Consider the following 14,407-nt stretch of genomic DNA (forward strand, 5'->3'; position numbering starts at 1 on the left):
TACAGTCCACCAAAAAGTTTAGCTTCGTTTCATTTATAATTTTATAAATGGAACAATAGGAAAATCCCAATCTACCGATGTTAAAAGCCAATCTTTGCAGTATAAAATCATTGATTAAAAAGATAGAATTCATGGAGAAACCGTATAAGATTTTGGACGAAAACGAAAGATATCATATAATTTGTTGTATGTGCGAATGAATATAGAAGGAGAAGAAACGATAATCCATGAAGCTGGTGTATAACGACGGGGAGCGGAAAAAAATTTAATATAGATCATGTTAATGTATACCAATACAGAGAAACATGAGAAGGAAAAGAGGTATCAAGACCATTGGATGACATAATGACGAAGAACGGATAACGAATGCTTGGAATATTGGCAGTCGTTATCCGTTTCTATTTGCGTTTATATATATGGCTGGATTCCTTCCAGATCAAAGGGCGGCGTGTATTCTTCTTTTGCGCTGCTTTTTTCCTGCATAAAGCCCTGGGTCAGGCCGAGGCGGATTGCCTCCTCCAGAACCTTATTGTATTCATAAGAAGTGATCCTGCGGTTGATTTCCGGAAAGTCCTTGCTGCGGTAAAATGGGGTGTACTGGCTTAAAAGGCTGATGTAATACATTCCCTGGGGAAGCTCTTCCTTCAGCCAGTGAAGGAGGCGGATGGAATCCTCTCTTGCGCCGGGAAGAACCATATGGCGTATGATAACACCTTTTTTCATCAGGGTTTCAGAGGCATCGAATTCCGGGGCTCCGGTCTGGCTGATCATCTGCTTAATGGCCTTAGAAGCTATATCAAAGTAATCGGCTGCCTTGCTGTAGCGTGAGGAAAGGCTGGAGCTGTAATATTTTAAGTCGGGAAGCCAGATATCCACATATTCCTCCAGCTCCCTGATGAGTTCTGTTGATTCATACCCTCCGCAGTTATAAACCACTGGGATAGAAAGCCTGGGTTTGATGAGATCTAAGGCTTCCATAATAGAAGGAATGTACTGGGTTCCGGTGACCAGATTTAGGTTATGGGCTCCTTTTTCCTGAAGGTCCAGGAAGATCCGGGCCAGCTGGGGGACTGTCAGCTCTTTTCCGAAATGCTCCTGACTGATAGAGTGGTTCTGGCAGAAGCAGCATCCTAAGGTACAGCCGGAAAAAAACACGGTTCCGCTTCCCTGACTTCCGCTGATGCAGGGCTCTTCCCAGTGGTGGAGTGCGGCCCTGGCCGCCTTTACGGTGTCCTTGCAGCCGCAGAAGCCGGTGGTCACCCGGCGGTCTGCCTTGCAGCTTCTGGGACATAAGCTGCAGGACTGGTATGGTTTTTTTCGGTTCATGAAATATCTCCTGATATTGACAAAGTGAAATTTGTGCATTAATATAGTGGGAAAACGTTTTTTAGGTTCATGCAAAATATTAAGTACAGGTGAGTGATAAAAATGGGAGAAACGAAATCAATGGCTGCTTTGCGTTATGCGTTTCCAAAGACGGTTCCGGTCATGGCCGGTTACCTGGTTCTGGGAACGGCCTATGGAATTTTGATGAATGTCAATGGGTACGGAATCTGGTGGGCTGTTTTGATCAGCATATTTGTATACGCCGGAAGCCTCCAGTATCTTGGAATCACATTTTTTGCGGCAGTGGTCAATCCCTGGTACGCTTTTTTTATGTCCTTAATGCTAAATGCCAGACATTTGTTTTACGGCCTTTCCATGCTGGATAAGTATAAGGATGGGGGAAAGTTAAAGCCATATCTGATATTTGCCCTGACCGATGAAACATTTTCCGTTCTCTGTAATGAAGAGGTTCCCGAGGGCATTAATAAGTATCATGTCTACTTTTTTGCCTCTCTTTTGGATCATTTATATTGGGTGACGGGGGCCCTCATCGGCAGCCTGGCAGGCGGGCTGATCCGTTTTGATACTGCAGGAATGGATTTTGCCCTGACCGCTCTTTTTGTGGTAATCTTTGTAGATCAATGGAAGTCGGGACAGGGGCATAAGGCGGCTCTTGCAGGAGTGGGTGCCTCGGCCTTGTGTGTGGCAGTCTTTGGTCAAAGTGTTTTTATTATACCTGCCATGATTTTGATTCTGACCATTATTACGGCCTGGTATTTTAAGGAAAAGAGAGAGGAGAAGCGGCTATGAACCAGGATACTATAAAATATCTTATGATTGCGGCAGTTATGATGCTGGCTACGGTTATCACCCGTTTTCTTCCCTTTTTCCTGTTTCCCGCGGGGAAAAAGACTCCAAGGTACATTCATTATCTAAGTCTTACCCTTCCTTATGCCACCATCGGACTTTTGGTGGTTTACTGCTTAAGGGGAATGGATGTTTTTGCCTTTCCTTACGGGCTTCCTGAGATTATCTCCATCCTTGTCATTACGGCCCTTCACCTTTATAAAGGAAATTCCCTGTTAAGCATTGGAGCCGGTACAGCCCTTTATATGGTGCTGACCCAGACCGTATTCCGTTAGTTTCCTGAATAGTTCTCATATCCTTCAGGCAGGAATTTCTGTTCCTTGAATTCCTTTGGAGAGAGGCCGAATTCCTTTTTAAAGGCCCGGTAAAAGCTGGTGTAATCGGAAAAACCGTACTGGTGGCACAGCTCTCCCAAGGGAATTCCGGATAAAATGGCATTTTTGCTGGCTTGAAGCCGCTTTTTTATGATGTACTGGTGGAGGGAAATTCCCATGTTATCTTTAAACACATGAGAAATATGGTACTTGCTGGCATAGAAAAAGGCGGCCAGACGGTCTAGGGATAAATCCTCTCCCAGGTGGTTGTTGATGTAATCGCAGAGGTTTAAATAAAGCACATTTTCATAAACAGCGGGAATCCGGTGAAGATTTTCATAGGTAATCCGGTTTAAAAACAGCAGGAAGGAATGAACCTGAAGCTCTGCACTCAGCCTTTGAAAAGGCTTGTTTCCGTGTATTTCTTCCAATAAGTCCAGAAGGCGGCTCTGTATATCCTGAAATACCACAAAATCCATGCTGAAATGGTAATGCTTATGTTCCAAGGCATAATTGAAACCATAGGAAAAGTCCTCAGACCAGGAGCACATGGACTGATAATACGGGTCACTGATCCAAAGCACGAAGCGCTGGTACGTTTCCCTGTTGGAACGGAAGATGGGATGGTGCTTTACTCCGGGAGGAATCAGCAGATAATCGCCGTACTGCAAGTCGTACTGAATGCCCTCCACCTCATAGCTCACATCCCCGCTCATGAAAAAAAACATTTCATAATAAGGATGGCTGTGATTTACGATCCGGCTTAAATCCATATCTTTATAGAAAAACACTTCAAATTCTCCTGAATTCATATATTGCCGTTCATTAAAGCCGGTGGACAATTCTTTTTTCAATGGAAATTCCTCTTTCATGTTAGAAATTTTCTTTTTCAGCTTCCCTAAGATTATAAAATAAAACCGCAAGTTTTGCAATGTTAACGGCAAATAAAACCATGGTAATGATGCCCCGCTTTGTATATACTGAATCCATAAGACAGGAATGTGATTATTAATTTTAATTCCAAAACAAGGAGGTATTTCTATGAAATTATCATTCAGATGGTACGGAGACGACGACAAGGTTACACTGCAGAACATCCGCCAGATTCCCGGCATGAGCTCCATCGTAACAGCAGTTTATGATGTTCCGGTTGGAGAGATTTGGAGCAGGGAAACCATTGCCCACCTAAAAAAAGAAGTGGAAGACGCAGGTCTTGGCTTTGATGTGATCGAGAGCATTCCGGTTCATGAGGACATTAAGCTTGGAAAGCCCACCAGAGACAAGTATATTGCCAATTACTGCGAAAATATCAGACGGGTGGCGGAAGCAGGAGTAAAATGCATCTGCTACAATTTCATGCCTGTATTTGACTGGACCAGAACCCAGTTAGACCACGTGTTAGAGGATGGTTCAACCACTCTGGTTTACTATCAGGATCAGGTGGATCAGGTAAATCCTCTGGAAAGTGAAAGCGATTTGACTCTTCCCGGCTGGGATTCCAGCTATACCAGAGATGAATTAAAGCAGATCGTAAGTGAATATAACGCTTTATCAGAAGATAATCTCTGGGACAACATAAAATATTTCCTGGAAGCCATTATTCCGGTGGCGGCAGAATACGATGTCAACATGGCAATCCACGAGGACGATCCATGCTGGAGCATTTTTGGACTTCCCAGAATCATTACCTGCGAGGAGAACTTAGACCGTTTCTTAAAGCTGGTGGATGACAAGCATAACGGTATTACTCTCTGCACCGGTTCCTTAGGCTGTTCCAACCAGAATGACGTGGTGAAGATGGCTGCAAAATACGCTGCTATGGGACGCATTCACTTTGTACATGCAAGAAATGTGGCAGTTCTTGAGGACAACAAGGGCTTTGAGGAAAGAGCTCATTTATCCTCCTGCGGCTCTTTGGACATGTTTGCCATTTTAAAGGCCCTTCACGACAATGGCTTTACCGGCTATATGCGTCCTGACCACGGCCGTATGATCTGGGGCGAAACAGGACGTGCAGGCTACGGACTTTATGACCGTGCTCTTGGAGCTACTTACTTAAACGGTCTTTGGGAAGCTATTGAAAAAACCAGCAAATAAGAAAGAAGGATTATGGCCATGGCATTGACATTTGGAACGGATTTAAGCGGCAAAGTGGCAGTAGTTACCGGAGCGGGCGGAATTCTCTGCGGCATGTTTGCCCAGACTCTCGCAGAGGCAGGAGCAAAGGTGGCAGTACTGGATTTAAATGAAGAGGCTGCACAGAAGGTGGCTTCCTCCATTACAGAAGCAGGCTATACGGCAGCTGCCTATAAGGCCAATGTGCTGCAGCGGGAAAGTTTAGAGGAGGTTCACGCCAGGATTCTTTCAGAGCTGGGTCCCTGCAGCATTCTCATAAACGGGGCAGGGGGAAATAGTCCCAAGGCCAACACGGATAAGGAATATTTTGAAATGGGAGACATTGAGGCAGAAACCAAGTCCTTTTTTGACCTGGACCAGTCCGGTGTGGAATTTGTCTTTAATTTAAACTTCCTTGGAACCCTGCTTCCATGCCAGATTTTTGCAAAGGACATGATCGGCAGGGAGGGATGCAGCATTTTAAACATCTCTTCCATGAATGCTTTTACCCCATTGACCAAGATTCCGGCTTACAGCGGGGCAAAAGCAGCTATCAGTAATTTTACCCAGTGGCTGGCAGTTCATTTTTCCAAGGCTGGCATTCGGGTAAATGCCATTGCTCCGGGATTCTTTGTGACAAAACAGAATGAAAAACTTCTGTTTCATGAGGACGGTTCTCCTACGCCGAGAACAAACAAAATCCTGGCTGCGACTCCTATGGAACGGTTCGGAGAGGCACATGAGCTTAACGGTGCGCTGCTGTTTCTCTTGAACAACCAGGCAGCAGGCTTCATTACGGGTGTGGTATTGCCTGTAGACGGAGGATTTTCAGCCTATTCAGGTGTTTAAATTTCAGCCCCTTCTTATTTGCTTTTTAGATGCGGATATGAGGGGGTTCTTTTTGTATTTGTTTTTAGAATTTACTATAATTTTTTTTTTGTTTGAAAATTAAAGAAAATATTTTTACATCTTTTGCCAATCTTGACAAATAGTTACAAGATGTCGTATAATAGATAACATCATTTGAAAATGTAATATTTTTTGCTTACAAAAGACGAAGTTAGGAGTAGAGCACAATGAAAGCATTGGTGGACAAGAAGCAGAAGCGAAAGGCATTAAAAGCAGCAAAGGGGACAAAGAGAAAATTTAAAGCGCTGTTCGAACTAAAGTCATTGAAACTGAAGATGACCATGTTCATTATTTCTATCATTTTGGTATTAGCTGCGGCTAATATGGCAATCAGTATTTCTGTCAGCTACAAAGGGATTACAGATGTTGTAAAGAGTGACTTAAAATCCACAGGTATCCTGGTCAGCAGCCTGGTGGAGAATCATCTGACCCAGATGAAAACAAGCATTGAAGCCAGTGCACAGGGAGGGAGTTTGAAGTCCATTAACTCCAGGGTTGTGACTGAGTATCTTGCCAATCAGTGTAAGCTTTACGGTTATAAGAACCTTGAAGTGCTCAACCGGGAGGGCGCTGTGATCCGGAGTGCATCCGGAGAAGGCGTGGGGGAAAGCTACATAGATAAAGAATATATAACTAAAGCCTTAAACGGAGAGACCATTATTTCCACTACGGAGTTTGACAGCAACAATGAGCTGGTGATCCGGGTGGCGACTCCTTATGAATATGGAATTCTTCTTGCAACCTATGACGGATATACGTTAAGCGAGTTGATTAAGGATCTCAGAATCGGAAAAACCGGCAATGCAATCCTGGTTGATTATACAGGAACCATCATTGCCAATATGACACCGGAGCTGGTTTCCCAACGCCAGAATTTTATTGAATTTGCAAAAACGGATAAATCCTATGCTTCAGCCGGACGTATGTATCAGACAATCATCGGAGGCGGAAGCGGCATCGGACAGTATGATTATAAGGATGTAAGCCGGTTCTGCTATTATAGTCCGGTAGAAGGCAGCGATGGCTGGGCTTTGGCCGTGGTAGCTCCCATTAATGAAACCACCACTTCTATTCAAACGGTAATCTTTGCTATGACTCTGTTTGCAGTAGTTTCCGTTGTAGTGGGCTGTTTCCTTGCTTTCTGGTTTGCAGGCTCTATCGCAAGTCCTTTATCAGCCATTGCAAAGCGGATGGGATTGTTTGCGGAAGGAGATTTATCCAGTGAGGTTCCAGTGATCAAACATAAGGATGAGATCGGTATGCTGGCACAGGAGATCACCAATTCCGTCCACAGCGTCCGCTCCTATATCGACGAGATTTCTTCTGTTTTGGGAAATGTGGCTTCCGGAGATTTCAGCAAATCAGTTTCCATGGAATTTCAGGGAGATTTCAAGGTGATTCAGGATTCCATTGATAGGACTGAGGATCTGCTTTCCAAGACCGTGCAATCCATAAACAGGTCTGCTGAGGAAGTGGCAAAGAGCAGCTATCAGGTATCCCAGGGAGCCCAGAATTTAAGTCAGGGAGCTGTGGAGCAGGCTGCCTCCATTGAGGAGCTTTCCTCTTCAGTCAATGAGATATCAAACAGCATTATGAGCACCGTAAAGACTGTCGAAGGAGTCAATGAACAGGCTGGACGTGTTGGCACTGCTATGGAAAACGGCAACCAGAAGATGCAGGAAATGATGGAATCCATGGAGCGGATTAACCGGAAATCCAAGGAAATCGAAAAGGTGAACAAGCTTATCGAGGACATTGCATTCCAGACCAATATTCTGGCGCTGAATGCGGCTGTTGAAGCAGCCAGAGCAGGGGAGGCAGGCAAAGGCTTTGCTGTTGTTGCTGACGAAGTCCGCAACTTAGCAGGAAAGAGTGCTAATGCAGCCAAGGATACCTCCAGCTTAGTGGCTGACACCATTGAGGCTGTTAAAAAGGGAACCCAGATTGCAGCTTCTACGGGAGATACCTTAAGCGGAGTTCTTTCAGAGACCAGAACCATGGTTTTGGCTATTGAACAGTCAGCAGAGGAATTAAAGCAGCAAAGTGAAAAAGTTACTGAGGTGACCATGGGAATTGAGCAGATATCTTCTGTGGTTCAGAGTAACTCCGCTACTGCAGAGCAAAGCGCCGCAGCCAGCGAAGAGCTTTCCAGCCAGGCTGAGGGACTGCGTCAGTCTATGAGCACGTTCAAAACCAGATAAAAATTTGGGATTATAGAATAAAAACAGACAACCATTCATTGGCGGATGGTTGTCTGTTTTTTATCAGTCCTTTATGGACTTTACCCGGGGAATGTATGGGTAAAGGTCTTCATATGCCTCCAGTTCAGCTTCTGTTTCCGGTGCTGCGGGGATCAGGCCGGTACAGTCTGTAGTAGAGCATGCCTGGATGTCGATTTCATAATCATCCTTGGAATATATTGTTTCCTGCTTTTTATTTTCTTGCTTCTTTTTTTCCTGTTTCATTTCGAATCCTCCTTTCATTCTTAGTGTGAGAAAAAACAAAGCAATCTATTCGCTGTCTGCAGTCAACTTTTTTGCGTTACAAAAGAACCTTAAAAACGTTATTTTAAAGGGGTATTTTGAGGTTTACAAAAATGATATGGCTATGGGAGAAATGATGAGATGAAAATTGCTTTTTGTACGGATCAGGAAAAACTGCAGGACCTGGTGATGAGGTATTGCCGTGATAATGACAACAGTTTTTTTAAAATTGACTGTTTTTCAACGGAGGAGCCTTTTGCGGCCATGGAGGACACGCCATATGATGTGATCGTGATTTACCGGAAGAAAAAGGCTGTTTCCTGGAGGGAAATCACCAGACGGGAAAGTGCTGTGAGAAGGAGAGTGGTCAGCCGCAGCGTAATAAAATATACTGCATTCTTTAACGGGAAAATACGGGTTTTCGATACCAGGGACATTTTTTATCTGGAGTCCTATCAGCGGAAAACCAGCATTGTGGTGGGAAGAGGCAGACTGCGGATCAAGGCAAGGCTTGATGAGGAAGAGGGAAAGCTTCCGAAGAATCTTTTTATCCGGATCAACCGCCATAACATCATAAATATGCAGCATATCAGGAACGTGGAGGGAGAGACGGTTGAAATGGTAAATGGAGAAGTTTTATACATAAATGATGGACGAAGGAAGATGTTTGAACGGAATTACGGGAAGTTTATTGAGGAAAATAGTATGATATTGTAGAAAAAAGATGAAAAAGTGCAATAATACAGTTAAAATAGGCAACGGGGATTGTCGTTGTTTCAATCCGGTGATATGGTTGTATCTGCCCGAAAAGTGAAATATTTTTGAATTGTCGGCAGAGCATATCTGAAATCACATCTTTTATTCTGTAAAGTTCGGGGCAGGCAGCAGAAATCAGCCGGTTCTGCTGCTGCAAATATTAAGATTTTCTTAATATTTAATTTCCTTTCTTGACACCTATTTCCCTTTTTCTTATAGTAACCCCAGCAGGACCAGATTTTAAGAAAGGGGAATACAGTGGAGAAGGCGAAGAAAAGAATACTTGATATCTGGTATCACATGACACTTAGAAAAAAGCTGTATGTCATAATCGGCAGCGTGGCGCTTATGATGGCAGCTTCTATTTATATTAATTTACAGGTGGTTTATTTCTTTATTGATAATGTGCAGATGATCATGGATGATAATTTATCCTGTTATAAATTCCAGGATTCCCTGGGAAGTGAGGCCGATCAATTTGCCAAATTTGCCATGAACAGGACTCCGGAAAATGAAGCGGCTTATGAGAGTTCCCGCAAAGAGGTGGAGGGGCATTTAAAAAAGCTGCCTTATGACTATGACCAAGTGGGAGAGGTGCGGTACGGCATCACCTGGAATATATTTAACTCCTATGGGGAATATGAAAAGCAGAAGGAAAAGATTCTTTCCATGAGAGCGGGAGACGACGGCTATATCAGGGAGCTTTACAAGGCCTACAGCATGCAGGAATATTTGGATACCTATGCCGCCCGCCTGACCAGGGCAGTCCTTACAGAAGGCAATGATTATTATGAATCCCAGGTTCCCGGCCTTAGGCGGATGCCCTATCTGCTGTTTGTAATCAGCGTAGCAGCTTTTTTCCTCCTGGTGGTAGAGCTGCGGTTTATTACCGGAAGCATTGTAAAGGTTCTGATGGAGCTGGCAGTATCCTCCCGGAGGATTGAAAAAAATGATTTTACCGGTGCTGATGTAAAATGGGATGGCAAGGATGAGATTGGACACCTGGTCAGCGCATTTAATAAAATGAGACATGCCACGGAAGATTATCTGGCGGCAGCGGAGGAGAAGCGGATCATGGAAGACCGCCTGCACCGGCAGGAGCTGGAGCGCTCTGAACTGGAGCAGAGGTTTTCCATGGCTCAGCTTCAGTTGATCAAAAGCCAGTTAAATCCTCATTTCCTGTTTAATACCTTGAATATGATAACCCGCATGGCTCAGGCAGAAGAGGCACCTGTGACAGAGGAGATGCTGGTGTCCATGAGCAATCTATTGCGGTACAGCATCCGGACCTCCAATGCATTTACCCCTCTTGGGCAGGAGCTTAAGGTGGTGGAGGATTATATGTATCTCCAGCGAATGCGTTTTGGAGCCAGAATCCGGTGGCATGTGGACTGTGACCCTGAACTGTGGGAGGAAGAGGTTCCGGTGTTTATTCTCCAGCCTTTAGTTGAGAATGCGGTGATCCACGGAATTTCAGAGAAGGAAAAGGGCGGGGCTATCTATATCCGTATCAAAAAGAAGGATGAGGGAATGTGGATTTCGGTTGCTGATACGGGACAGGGAATGGATGAGGAGCATCTTAAGGAAATACAAAAGGCTCTGACGGCAAGGGGGAAGGGGCTTGGAATCGGTCTGGGAAATATTTACAGGAGGATTATGGCCTATTACGAGAATGGAAATGTGCTGCTGGACAGCAGAAAAGGGTGCGGAACTGTAGTTCAGATGGAATTTGGGAAGAGGAAGGGATAGGGTGCGGCAGATGTTTGGTTTGCTCATTGCAGAAGATGAATTGATTGAGAGGCAGGTCCTGAAAAAAACACTTCAAAAGAAATTTGAGGGCCAGTGCGTGATATGGGAAGCGGAGAATGGAAATGAAGCTGTGGAGGTGTTTTTAAAAGAGGATATCCAGATCGTTATTTTGGATATCGGGATGCCTGGGCTCAATGGAATTCAGGCTGCAGAGGCCATACGGAAAGAAAGTCCGGAGTGCTGTATCATCTTTCTCACGGCATATGACCGGTTTGATTATGCTAAGAAGGCCATTTCTGTAGGTGCCATGGAATATCTTTTGAAGCCTTACTCCAGAATGGAGATCATCAATGTGGCGGGGGAGGCCTTAAGGCTGGCGGAACAATACCGGAAGTGGCGGTCAGGGGCTGCTGTGGATGAAGAAATCATAAAGAGGAATTTCCGGTTTTTTCTTGAAGAGGAAAAGGTTTGGCAGGAGGAGGTCCTGGAGGAAAGGGAAGAAGATGGAACCAATACCCGTCTGTCGGTCATGACCTCTATGGTGGAAGAGTATGTGCGCAGTCACTACATGCAGGAAATATCTATGCACGATGCCGCCAGGGCAGTGGGCTATTCAGAGCCTTATTTTTGTAAGATGTTCAAGCTGCAGTTCGGACAGAGCTTTACCTCCTATCTGGCGGAGTACCGGATCAATGAGGCGAAAAAACTCCTCTGCCAGCCAAATGTGAACGTGAAGGATGTGGGAACCAGAGTAGGCTATCCTGATTCCAATTATTTTACTAAGGTGTTCCGGAGGCTTACGGGGATGAATCCTTCGGAGTACCGGATGGATGTGCTGAATAAAATCACCTGATACATTAACTTCTTTTGCTAAAGCAGATTAAATTCTGATTAAACATGTTTTTCTATGATAGACATGCTATAATTATTGGAAAATAATGAAATAGTATTAGAAATCAACAAAGGGATGGGGGGCTTAAACATGAAATCCGATGTTAAAAAACAGGTTCCAGATAACACATTCGCTTTTGAGGAGATTGTTTCTATCATCAAGCATGCTCGTGAAAATGCTTTCCGGGCAGTAAACAGGGAGCTAATCTCAATGTACTGGGAAATCGGTCATTATATCAGCGAAAAGGTAACTTCTGGCAGTTGGGGGAAATCAGTGGTTCAGGAATTTTCCAGATTTGTTCAGTCACACTTTGAAGGAATCAAGGGATTTTCACCGCAAAATATCTGGCGTATGAAGCAGTTTTATGAAACATATGAGGGAAATGAAAAACTCTCACCACTGGTGAGAGAAATTAGCTGGACGAATAATATCTTGATAATGATGGCTGCAAAAAGTGATGAGGAACGAGAGTTTTATTTACTTCTCTCATCAAAAAACAATTACTCCAAACGGGAATTGGAACGGCAAATTGACAGCGGCCTATATGAGCGGACGATGATTTCTGTAGAGAAGAATCAGATGTTTCTGTCGCGTAATACCGGATTGACTGCATTGCGTGATAGTTATGTGCTTGAATTTCTTGATGTTCCGGAACATCATAAAGAAAAGGAATTGCGAAAAGCCATCATTTCCAATCTGCGTGATTTTATTCTTGAATTTGGCCGGGACTTTACGTTTGTTGGTGAGGAATACCGAGTGCAAGTTGGTAACACAGACTTTAACATAGACCTGCTTTTCTATAACCGTGAACTTTCCTGCTTGGTTGCAATTGAATTAAAAATTGGCCGCTTTAAACCGGAACATCTTGGGCAGCTTGAATTTTATCTGGAAGCCCTTGATCGGGATGTGAGGAAACCGAATGAAAATCCAAGTGTTGGGCTGATACTCTGTGCCAGAAAGGACGATGAGGTTGTGGAGTATGCTTTAAGCCGCAGTATGTCACCGGCATTGATTGCAGAATATCAAACCCATCTGCCACAGAAGTCATTGTTGGAAAATAAACTGCGTGAACTGCGTGAATTGGCAGAAGGCTTAGAGGATGACGAGGGAGAATTTGAATGATTTATTTGTTTTTGCGGATATTGGCGGGAAAAAGAGAAGGTATGCACCAATGTAATGAGAGAATAAAAAATATATAATATGCGGCGGCAGTACAGGATTTATCTTGTGCAGCCGCTGTTTCCGTCTGCGATTTGCAGTAAAATTCATCTCCAATCCTACACATACTGTCTTTTTATACCAAGTTTTTTTTACAATACAAAAAGCTAAGAATTTACTAGGAATGATAAAATGTTACGATAGAATTCCATTCCCATAACAGATATAATCAGATAGTAAAGTCAATAAGTCAGTAATCATGTCCCCAAGACATGATCGTGAAAAAGGAAGGAGGACGGGATATGGAACAGGAGCTGTTTCGAATGGAAGGGATCAGCAAAAGCTTTCCCGGAGTAAAGGCTCTCGATAAAGTCTCCCTTACTGTAAATAAAGGGGAAGTTCTTGGGCTTGTTGGAGAGAACGGCGCAGGAAAGTCCACACTTATGAAGATCCTGTCAGGAGTACACCGTGCAGATGAGGGTGAGATATTCATTGAAGGGGAAAAGGTGACCATCGATTCCGTTGCCAAGGCCCATGACCTGGGTATCAGCATTATCATGCAGGAGCTGAACATGTGCGGCCATTTGAGTGTGGCTGATAATATATTTATTGGAAGAGCCCATACAAAAGGTATTTTCATTGATGATAAGTTCATGCATGAAGAAGCGAAGAAAATACTGGACGACCTGGGAATCGAGCTGAATACTTATTCCCGTGTGGGAAGCTTAAGCATTGCCCAGCAGCAGATGGTGGAAATTGCAAAAGCAATCAGTTTTAATTCTAAAATCCTGGTTTTAGACGAGCCGTCGGCTACCCTGACAGAGAGGGAAGTGGAGCAGCTCTTTGGAATTATCCGCAGGCTGAAGGAAAAAGGCGTGGGAATGGTTTATATCTCTCACCGTATGGCCGAGTTAAACCAGATATGCCAGCGCGTTACTGTTATCCGTGACGGCCAGTATATAGGAACCAGGAACTTGTCCGAAATCTCCATGGATGAGCTGGTAAATATGATTGTAGGACGATCCCTTGAAGATAAATATCCAAAGCATAAAAGAACCATAAAAGAAGTGGTTTTAGAGGCGAAGAATGTACGCCGCGGCAATAAGGTAAACGCAGACCATTTCTTTGTAAGAAAAGGAGAAATCCTTGGAATTGCCGGTCTGGTAGGAGCGGGACGGACAGAGCTTATGCGCTGTATCTTTGGTGCAGACAGACCGGACACCATGGACCTTTGGATTGACGGAAAACAGGTGAAAATCAATTCCGTTATTCAGGCCATCAGTCACGGTATCGGCTATGCTACGGAGGATCGTAAGAGAGACGGTCTGGCTTTAGGTCTTGATATTAAATATAACACTAACATGGCTCACTTGCCAAACCTCACCCATTTTGGATTCCTTGATGACAAGGCGGGAGCGGAAAATGCCCAGAAGTATGTAGATCTTCTCCGCACCAAGACTCCCAGCATTCATCAGCTTTGCAGAAACTTATCAGGAGGAAACCAGCAGAAGGTGGTACTGGCAAAATGGCTCTGCAATGATGTAAAAGTCCTCATAGTCGATGAACCCACCCGCGGAATTGACGTAGGAGCGAAGTTTGAAGTGTACGAGCTTTTTAACAAGCTGAGTGACCAGGGAGTAGCCATTATCATGATTTCCTCAGAGCTTCCTGAGGTACTTGGAATGAGTGACAGGATTCTGGTAATCCATCAGGGAGAGATCAACGGAGAGCTGGATGCGAAGACAGCCACTCAGGAACAGATTCTCTATCTGGCGGCAGGCTATAACAAGCTGGAGGGAAAACCGGCTCCCAAGCTTCAGTTGAACTAAGAGCATGAA

At 44.3% G+C, this 14,407-nt stretch carries 13 protein-coding genes; 10 read left to right on the forward strand and 3 right to left on the reverse strand.

What is annotated here, in order from left to right; all coding sequences use genetic code 11:
• Positions 1-408: 408 nt before the first annotated feature.
• Positions 409-1,326, reverse strand: a complete 918-nt coding sequence (locus V7M78_RS10995) for a radical SAM protein (RefSeq protein WP_333649406.1) — start codon at positions 1,324-1,326, stop codon at positions 409-411.
• Between the two features lie 102 nt (positions 1,327-1,428).
• Between V7M78_RS10995 and V7M78_RS11000 the strand changes: the two genes are divergently transcribed.
• Positions 1,429-2,136 (forward strand): AzlC family ABC transporter permease, encoded by a 708-nt coding sequence (locus tag V7M78_RS11000; protein ID WP_333649408.1) that lies wholly within the window; start codon positions 1,429-1,431, stop codon positions 2,134-2,136.
• Positions 2,133-2,468, forward strand: a complete 336-nt coding sequence (locus tag V7M78_RS11005) for a branched-chain amino acid transporter permease (protein WP_333649410.1) — start codon at positions 2,133-2,135, stop codon at positions 2,466-2,468. The genes V7M78_RS11000 and V7M78_RS11005 overlap by 4 nt, the downstream gene beginning before the upstream one ends.
• Here the strand turns inward: V7M78_RS11005 and V7M78_RS11010 are convergent.
• Positions 2,465-3,361: an AraC family transcriptional regulator gene (locus V7M78_RS11010; protein WP_333649412.1), complete on the reverse strand. Its 897-nt coding sequence runs from the start codon at positions 3,359-3,361 to the stop codon at positions 2,465-2,467. The genes V7M78_RS11005 and V7M78_RS11010 overlap by 4 nt on opposite strands.
• 187 nt (positions 3,362-3,548) lie before the next feature.
• On the opposite strand from V7M78_RS11010, the gene uxuA reads away from it, so the two are divergent.
• The 3 genes from uxuA to V7M78_RS11025 all read left to right on the forward strand — a co-directional run bounded on the left by uxuA (position 3,549) and on the right by V7M78_RS11025 (position 7,732).
• Positions 3,549-4,604 (forward strand): mannonate dehydratase, encoded by a 1,056-nt coding sequence (uxuA, locus tag V7M78_RS11015; RefSeq protein ID WP_333649414.1) that lies wholly within the window; start codon positions 3,549-3,551, stop codon positions 4,602-4,604.
• 18 nt (positions 4,605-4,622) lie between these two features.
• A complete protein-coding gene (locus V7M78_RS11020; RefSeq protein ID WP_333649416.1) occupies positions 4,623-5,471 on the forward strand; it encodes an SDR family oxidoreductase in 849 nt (282 codons plus the stop codon).
• Between the two features lie 227 nt (positions 5,472-5,698).
• On the forward strand, positions 5,699-7,732 hold the full coding sequence (locus V7M78_RS11025; RefSeq protein ID WP_333649418.1) for a methyl-accepting chemotaxis protein: 2,034 nt from the start codon (positions 5,699-5,701) through the stop codon (positions 7,730-7,732).
• Positions 7,733-7,795: 63 nt separating this feature from the next.
• Here V7M78_RS11025 and V7M78_RS11030 read toward each other — a convergent pair whose 3' ends face one another.
• Positions 7,796-7,996: a hypothetical protein gene (locus V7M78_RS11030; RefSeq protein WP_333649420.1), complete on the reverse strand. Its 201-nt coding sequence runs from the start codon at positions 7,994-7,996 to the stop codon at positions 7,796-7,798.
• A gap of 159 nt (positions 7,997-8,155) precedes the next feature.
• On the opposite strand from V7M78_RS11030, the gene V7M78_RS11035 reads away from it, so the two are divergent.
• The 5 genes from V7M78_RS11035 to V7M78_RS11055 all read left to right on the forward strand — a co-directional run bounded on the left by V7M78_RS11035 (position 8,156) and on the right by V7M78_RS11055 (position 14,398).
• Positions 8,156-8,731 carry a LytTR family DNA-binding domain-containing protein gene (locus V7M78_RS11035; protein ID WP_333649422.1) on the forward strand — a complete coding sequence of 192 codons (576 nt, stop codon included), beginning with the start codon at positions 8,156-8,158 and terminating at the stop codon, positions 8,729-8,731.
• A 297-nt stretch (positions 8,732-9,028) separates the two neighbouring features.
• Positions 9,029-10,519 (forward strand): sensor histidine kinase, encoded by a 1,491-nt coding sequence (locus V7M78_RS11040; protein ID WP_333649424.1) that lies wholly within the window; start codon positions 9,029-9,031, stop codon positions 10,517-10,519.
• Between the two features lie 10 nt (positions 10,520-10,529).
• Positions 10,530-11,372, forward strand: a complete 843-nt coding sequence (locus V7M78_RS11045) for a response regulator transcription factor (RefSeq protein ID WP_333649565.1) — start codon at positions 10,530-10,532, stop codon at positions 11,370-11,372.
• Positions 11,373-11,501: 129 nt separating this feature from the next.
• Positions 11,502-12,533 carry a PDDEXK nuclease domain-containing protein gene (locus tag V7M78_RS11050; protein ID WP_333649426.1) on the forward strand — a complete coding sequence of 344 codons (1,032 nt, stop codon included), beginning with the start codon at positions 11,502-11,504 and terminating at the stop codon, positions 12,531-12,533.
• A 338-nt stretch (positions 12,534-12,871) separates the two neighbouring features.
• Positions 12,872-14,398, forward strand: coding sequence for a sugar ABC transporter ATP-binding protein (locus tag V7M78_RS11055; protein WP_333649428.1), 1,527 nt, complete (start codon positions 12,872-12,874; stop codon positions 14,396-14,398).
• The last annotated feature ends 9 nt before the right edge of the window (positions 14,399-14,407 follow it).

This window comes from Lacrimispora sp., from assembly GCF_036758025.1.
In the GTDB taxonomy this organism is placed as follows: Bacteria; Bacillota; Clostridia; order Lachnospirales; family Lachnospiraceae; genus Lacrimispora.

Bases quoted from the DNA above. Each gene is read 5' to 3' on its own strand.
- V7M78_RS10995 (WP_333649406.1), bottom strand. From the start codon at position 1,326: ATGAACCGAAAAAAACCATACCAGTCCTGCAGCTTATGTCCCAGAAGC.
- V7M78_RS11000 (WP_333649408.1), top strand. From the start codon at position 1,429: ATGGGAGAAACGAAATCAATGGCTGCTTTGCGTTATGCGTTTCCAAAG.
- V7M78_RS11005 (WP_333649410.1), top strand. From the start codon at position 2,133: ATGAACCAGGATACTATAAAATATCTTATGATTGCGGCAGTTATGATG.
- uxuA (WP_333649414.1), top strand. From the start codon at position 3,549: ATGAAATTATCATTCAGATGGTACGGAGACGACGACAAGGTTACACTG.
- V7M78_RS11020 (WP_333649416.1), top strand. From the start codon at position 4,623: ATGGCATTGACATTTGGAACGGATTTAAGCGGCAAAGTGGCAGTAGTT.
- V7M78_RS11025 (WP_333649418.1), top strand. From the start codon at position 5,699: ATGAAAGCATTGGTGGACAAGAAGCAGAAGCGAAAGGCATTAAAAGCA.
- V7M78_RS11030 (WP_333649420.1), bottom strand. From the start codon at position 7,996: ATGAAACAGGAAAAAAAGAAGCAAGAAAATAAAAAGCAGGAAACAATA.
- V7M78_RS11035 (WP_333649422.1), top strand. From the start codon at position 8,156: ATGAAAATTGCTTTTTGTACGGATCAGGAAAAACTGCAGGACCTGGTG.
- V7M78_RS11045 (WP_333649565.1), top strand. From the start codon at position 10,530: ATGTTTGGTTTGCTCATTGCAGAAGATGAATTGATTGAGAGGCAGGTC.
- V7M78_RS11050 (WP_333649426.1), top strand. From the start codon at position 11,502: ATGAAATCCGATGTTAAAAAACAGGTTCCAGATAACACATTCGCTTTT.
- V7M78_RS11055 (WP_333649428.1), top strand. From the start codon at position 12,872: ATGGAACAGGAGCTGTTTCGAATGGAAGGGATCAGCAAAAGCTTTCCC.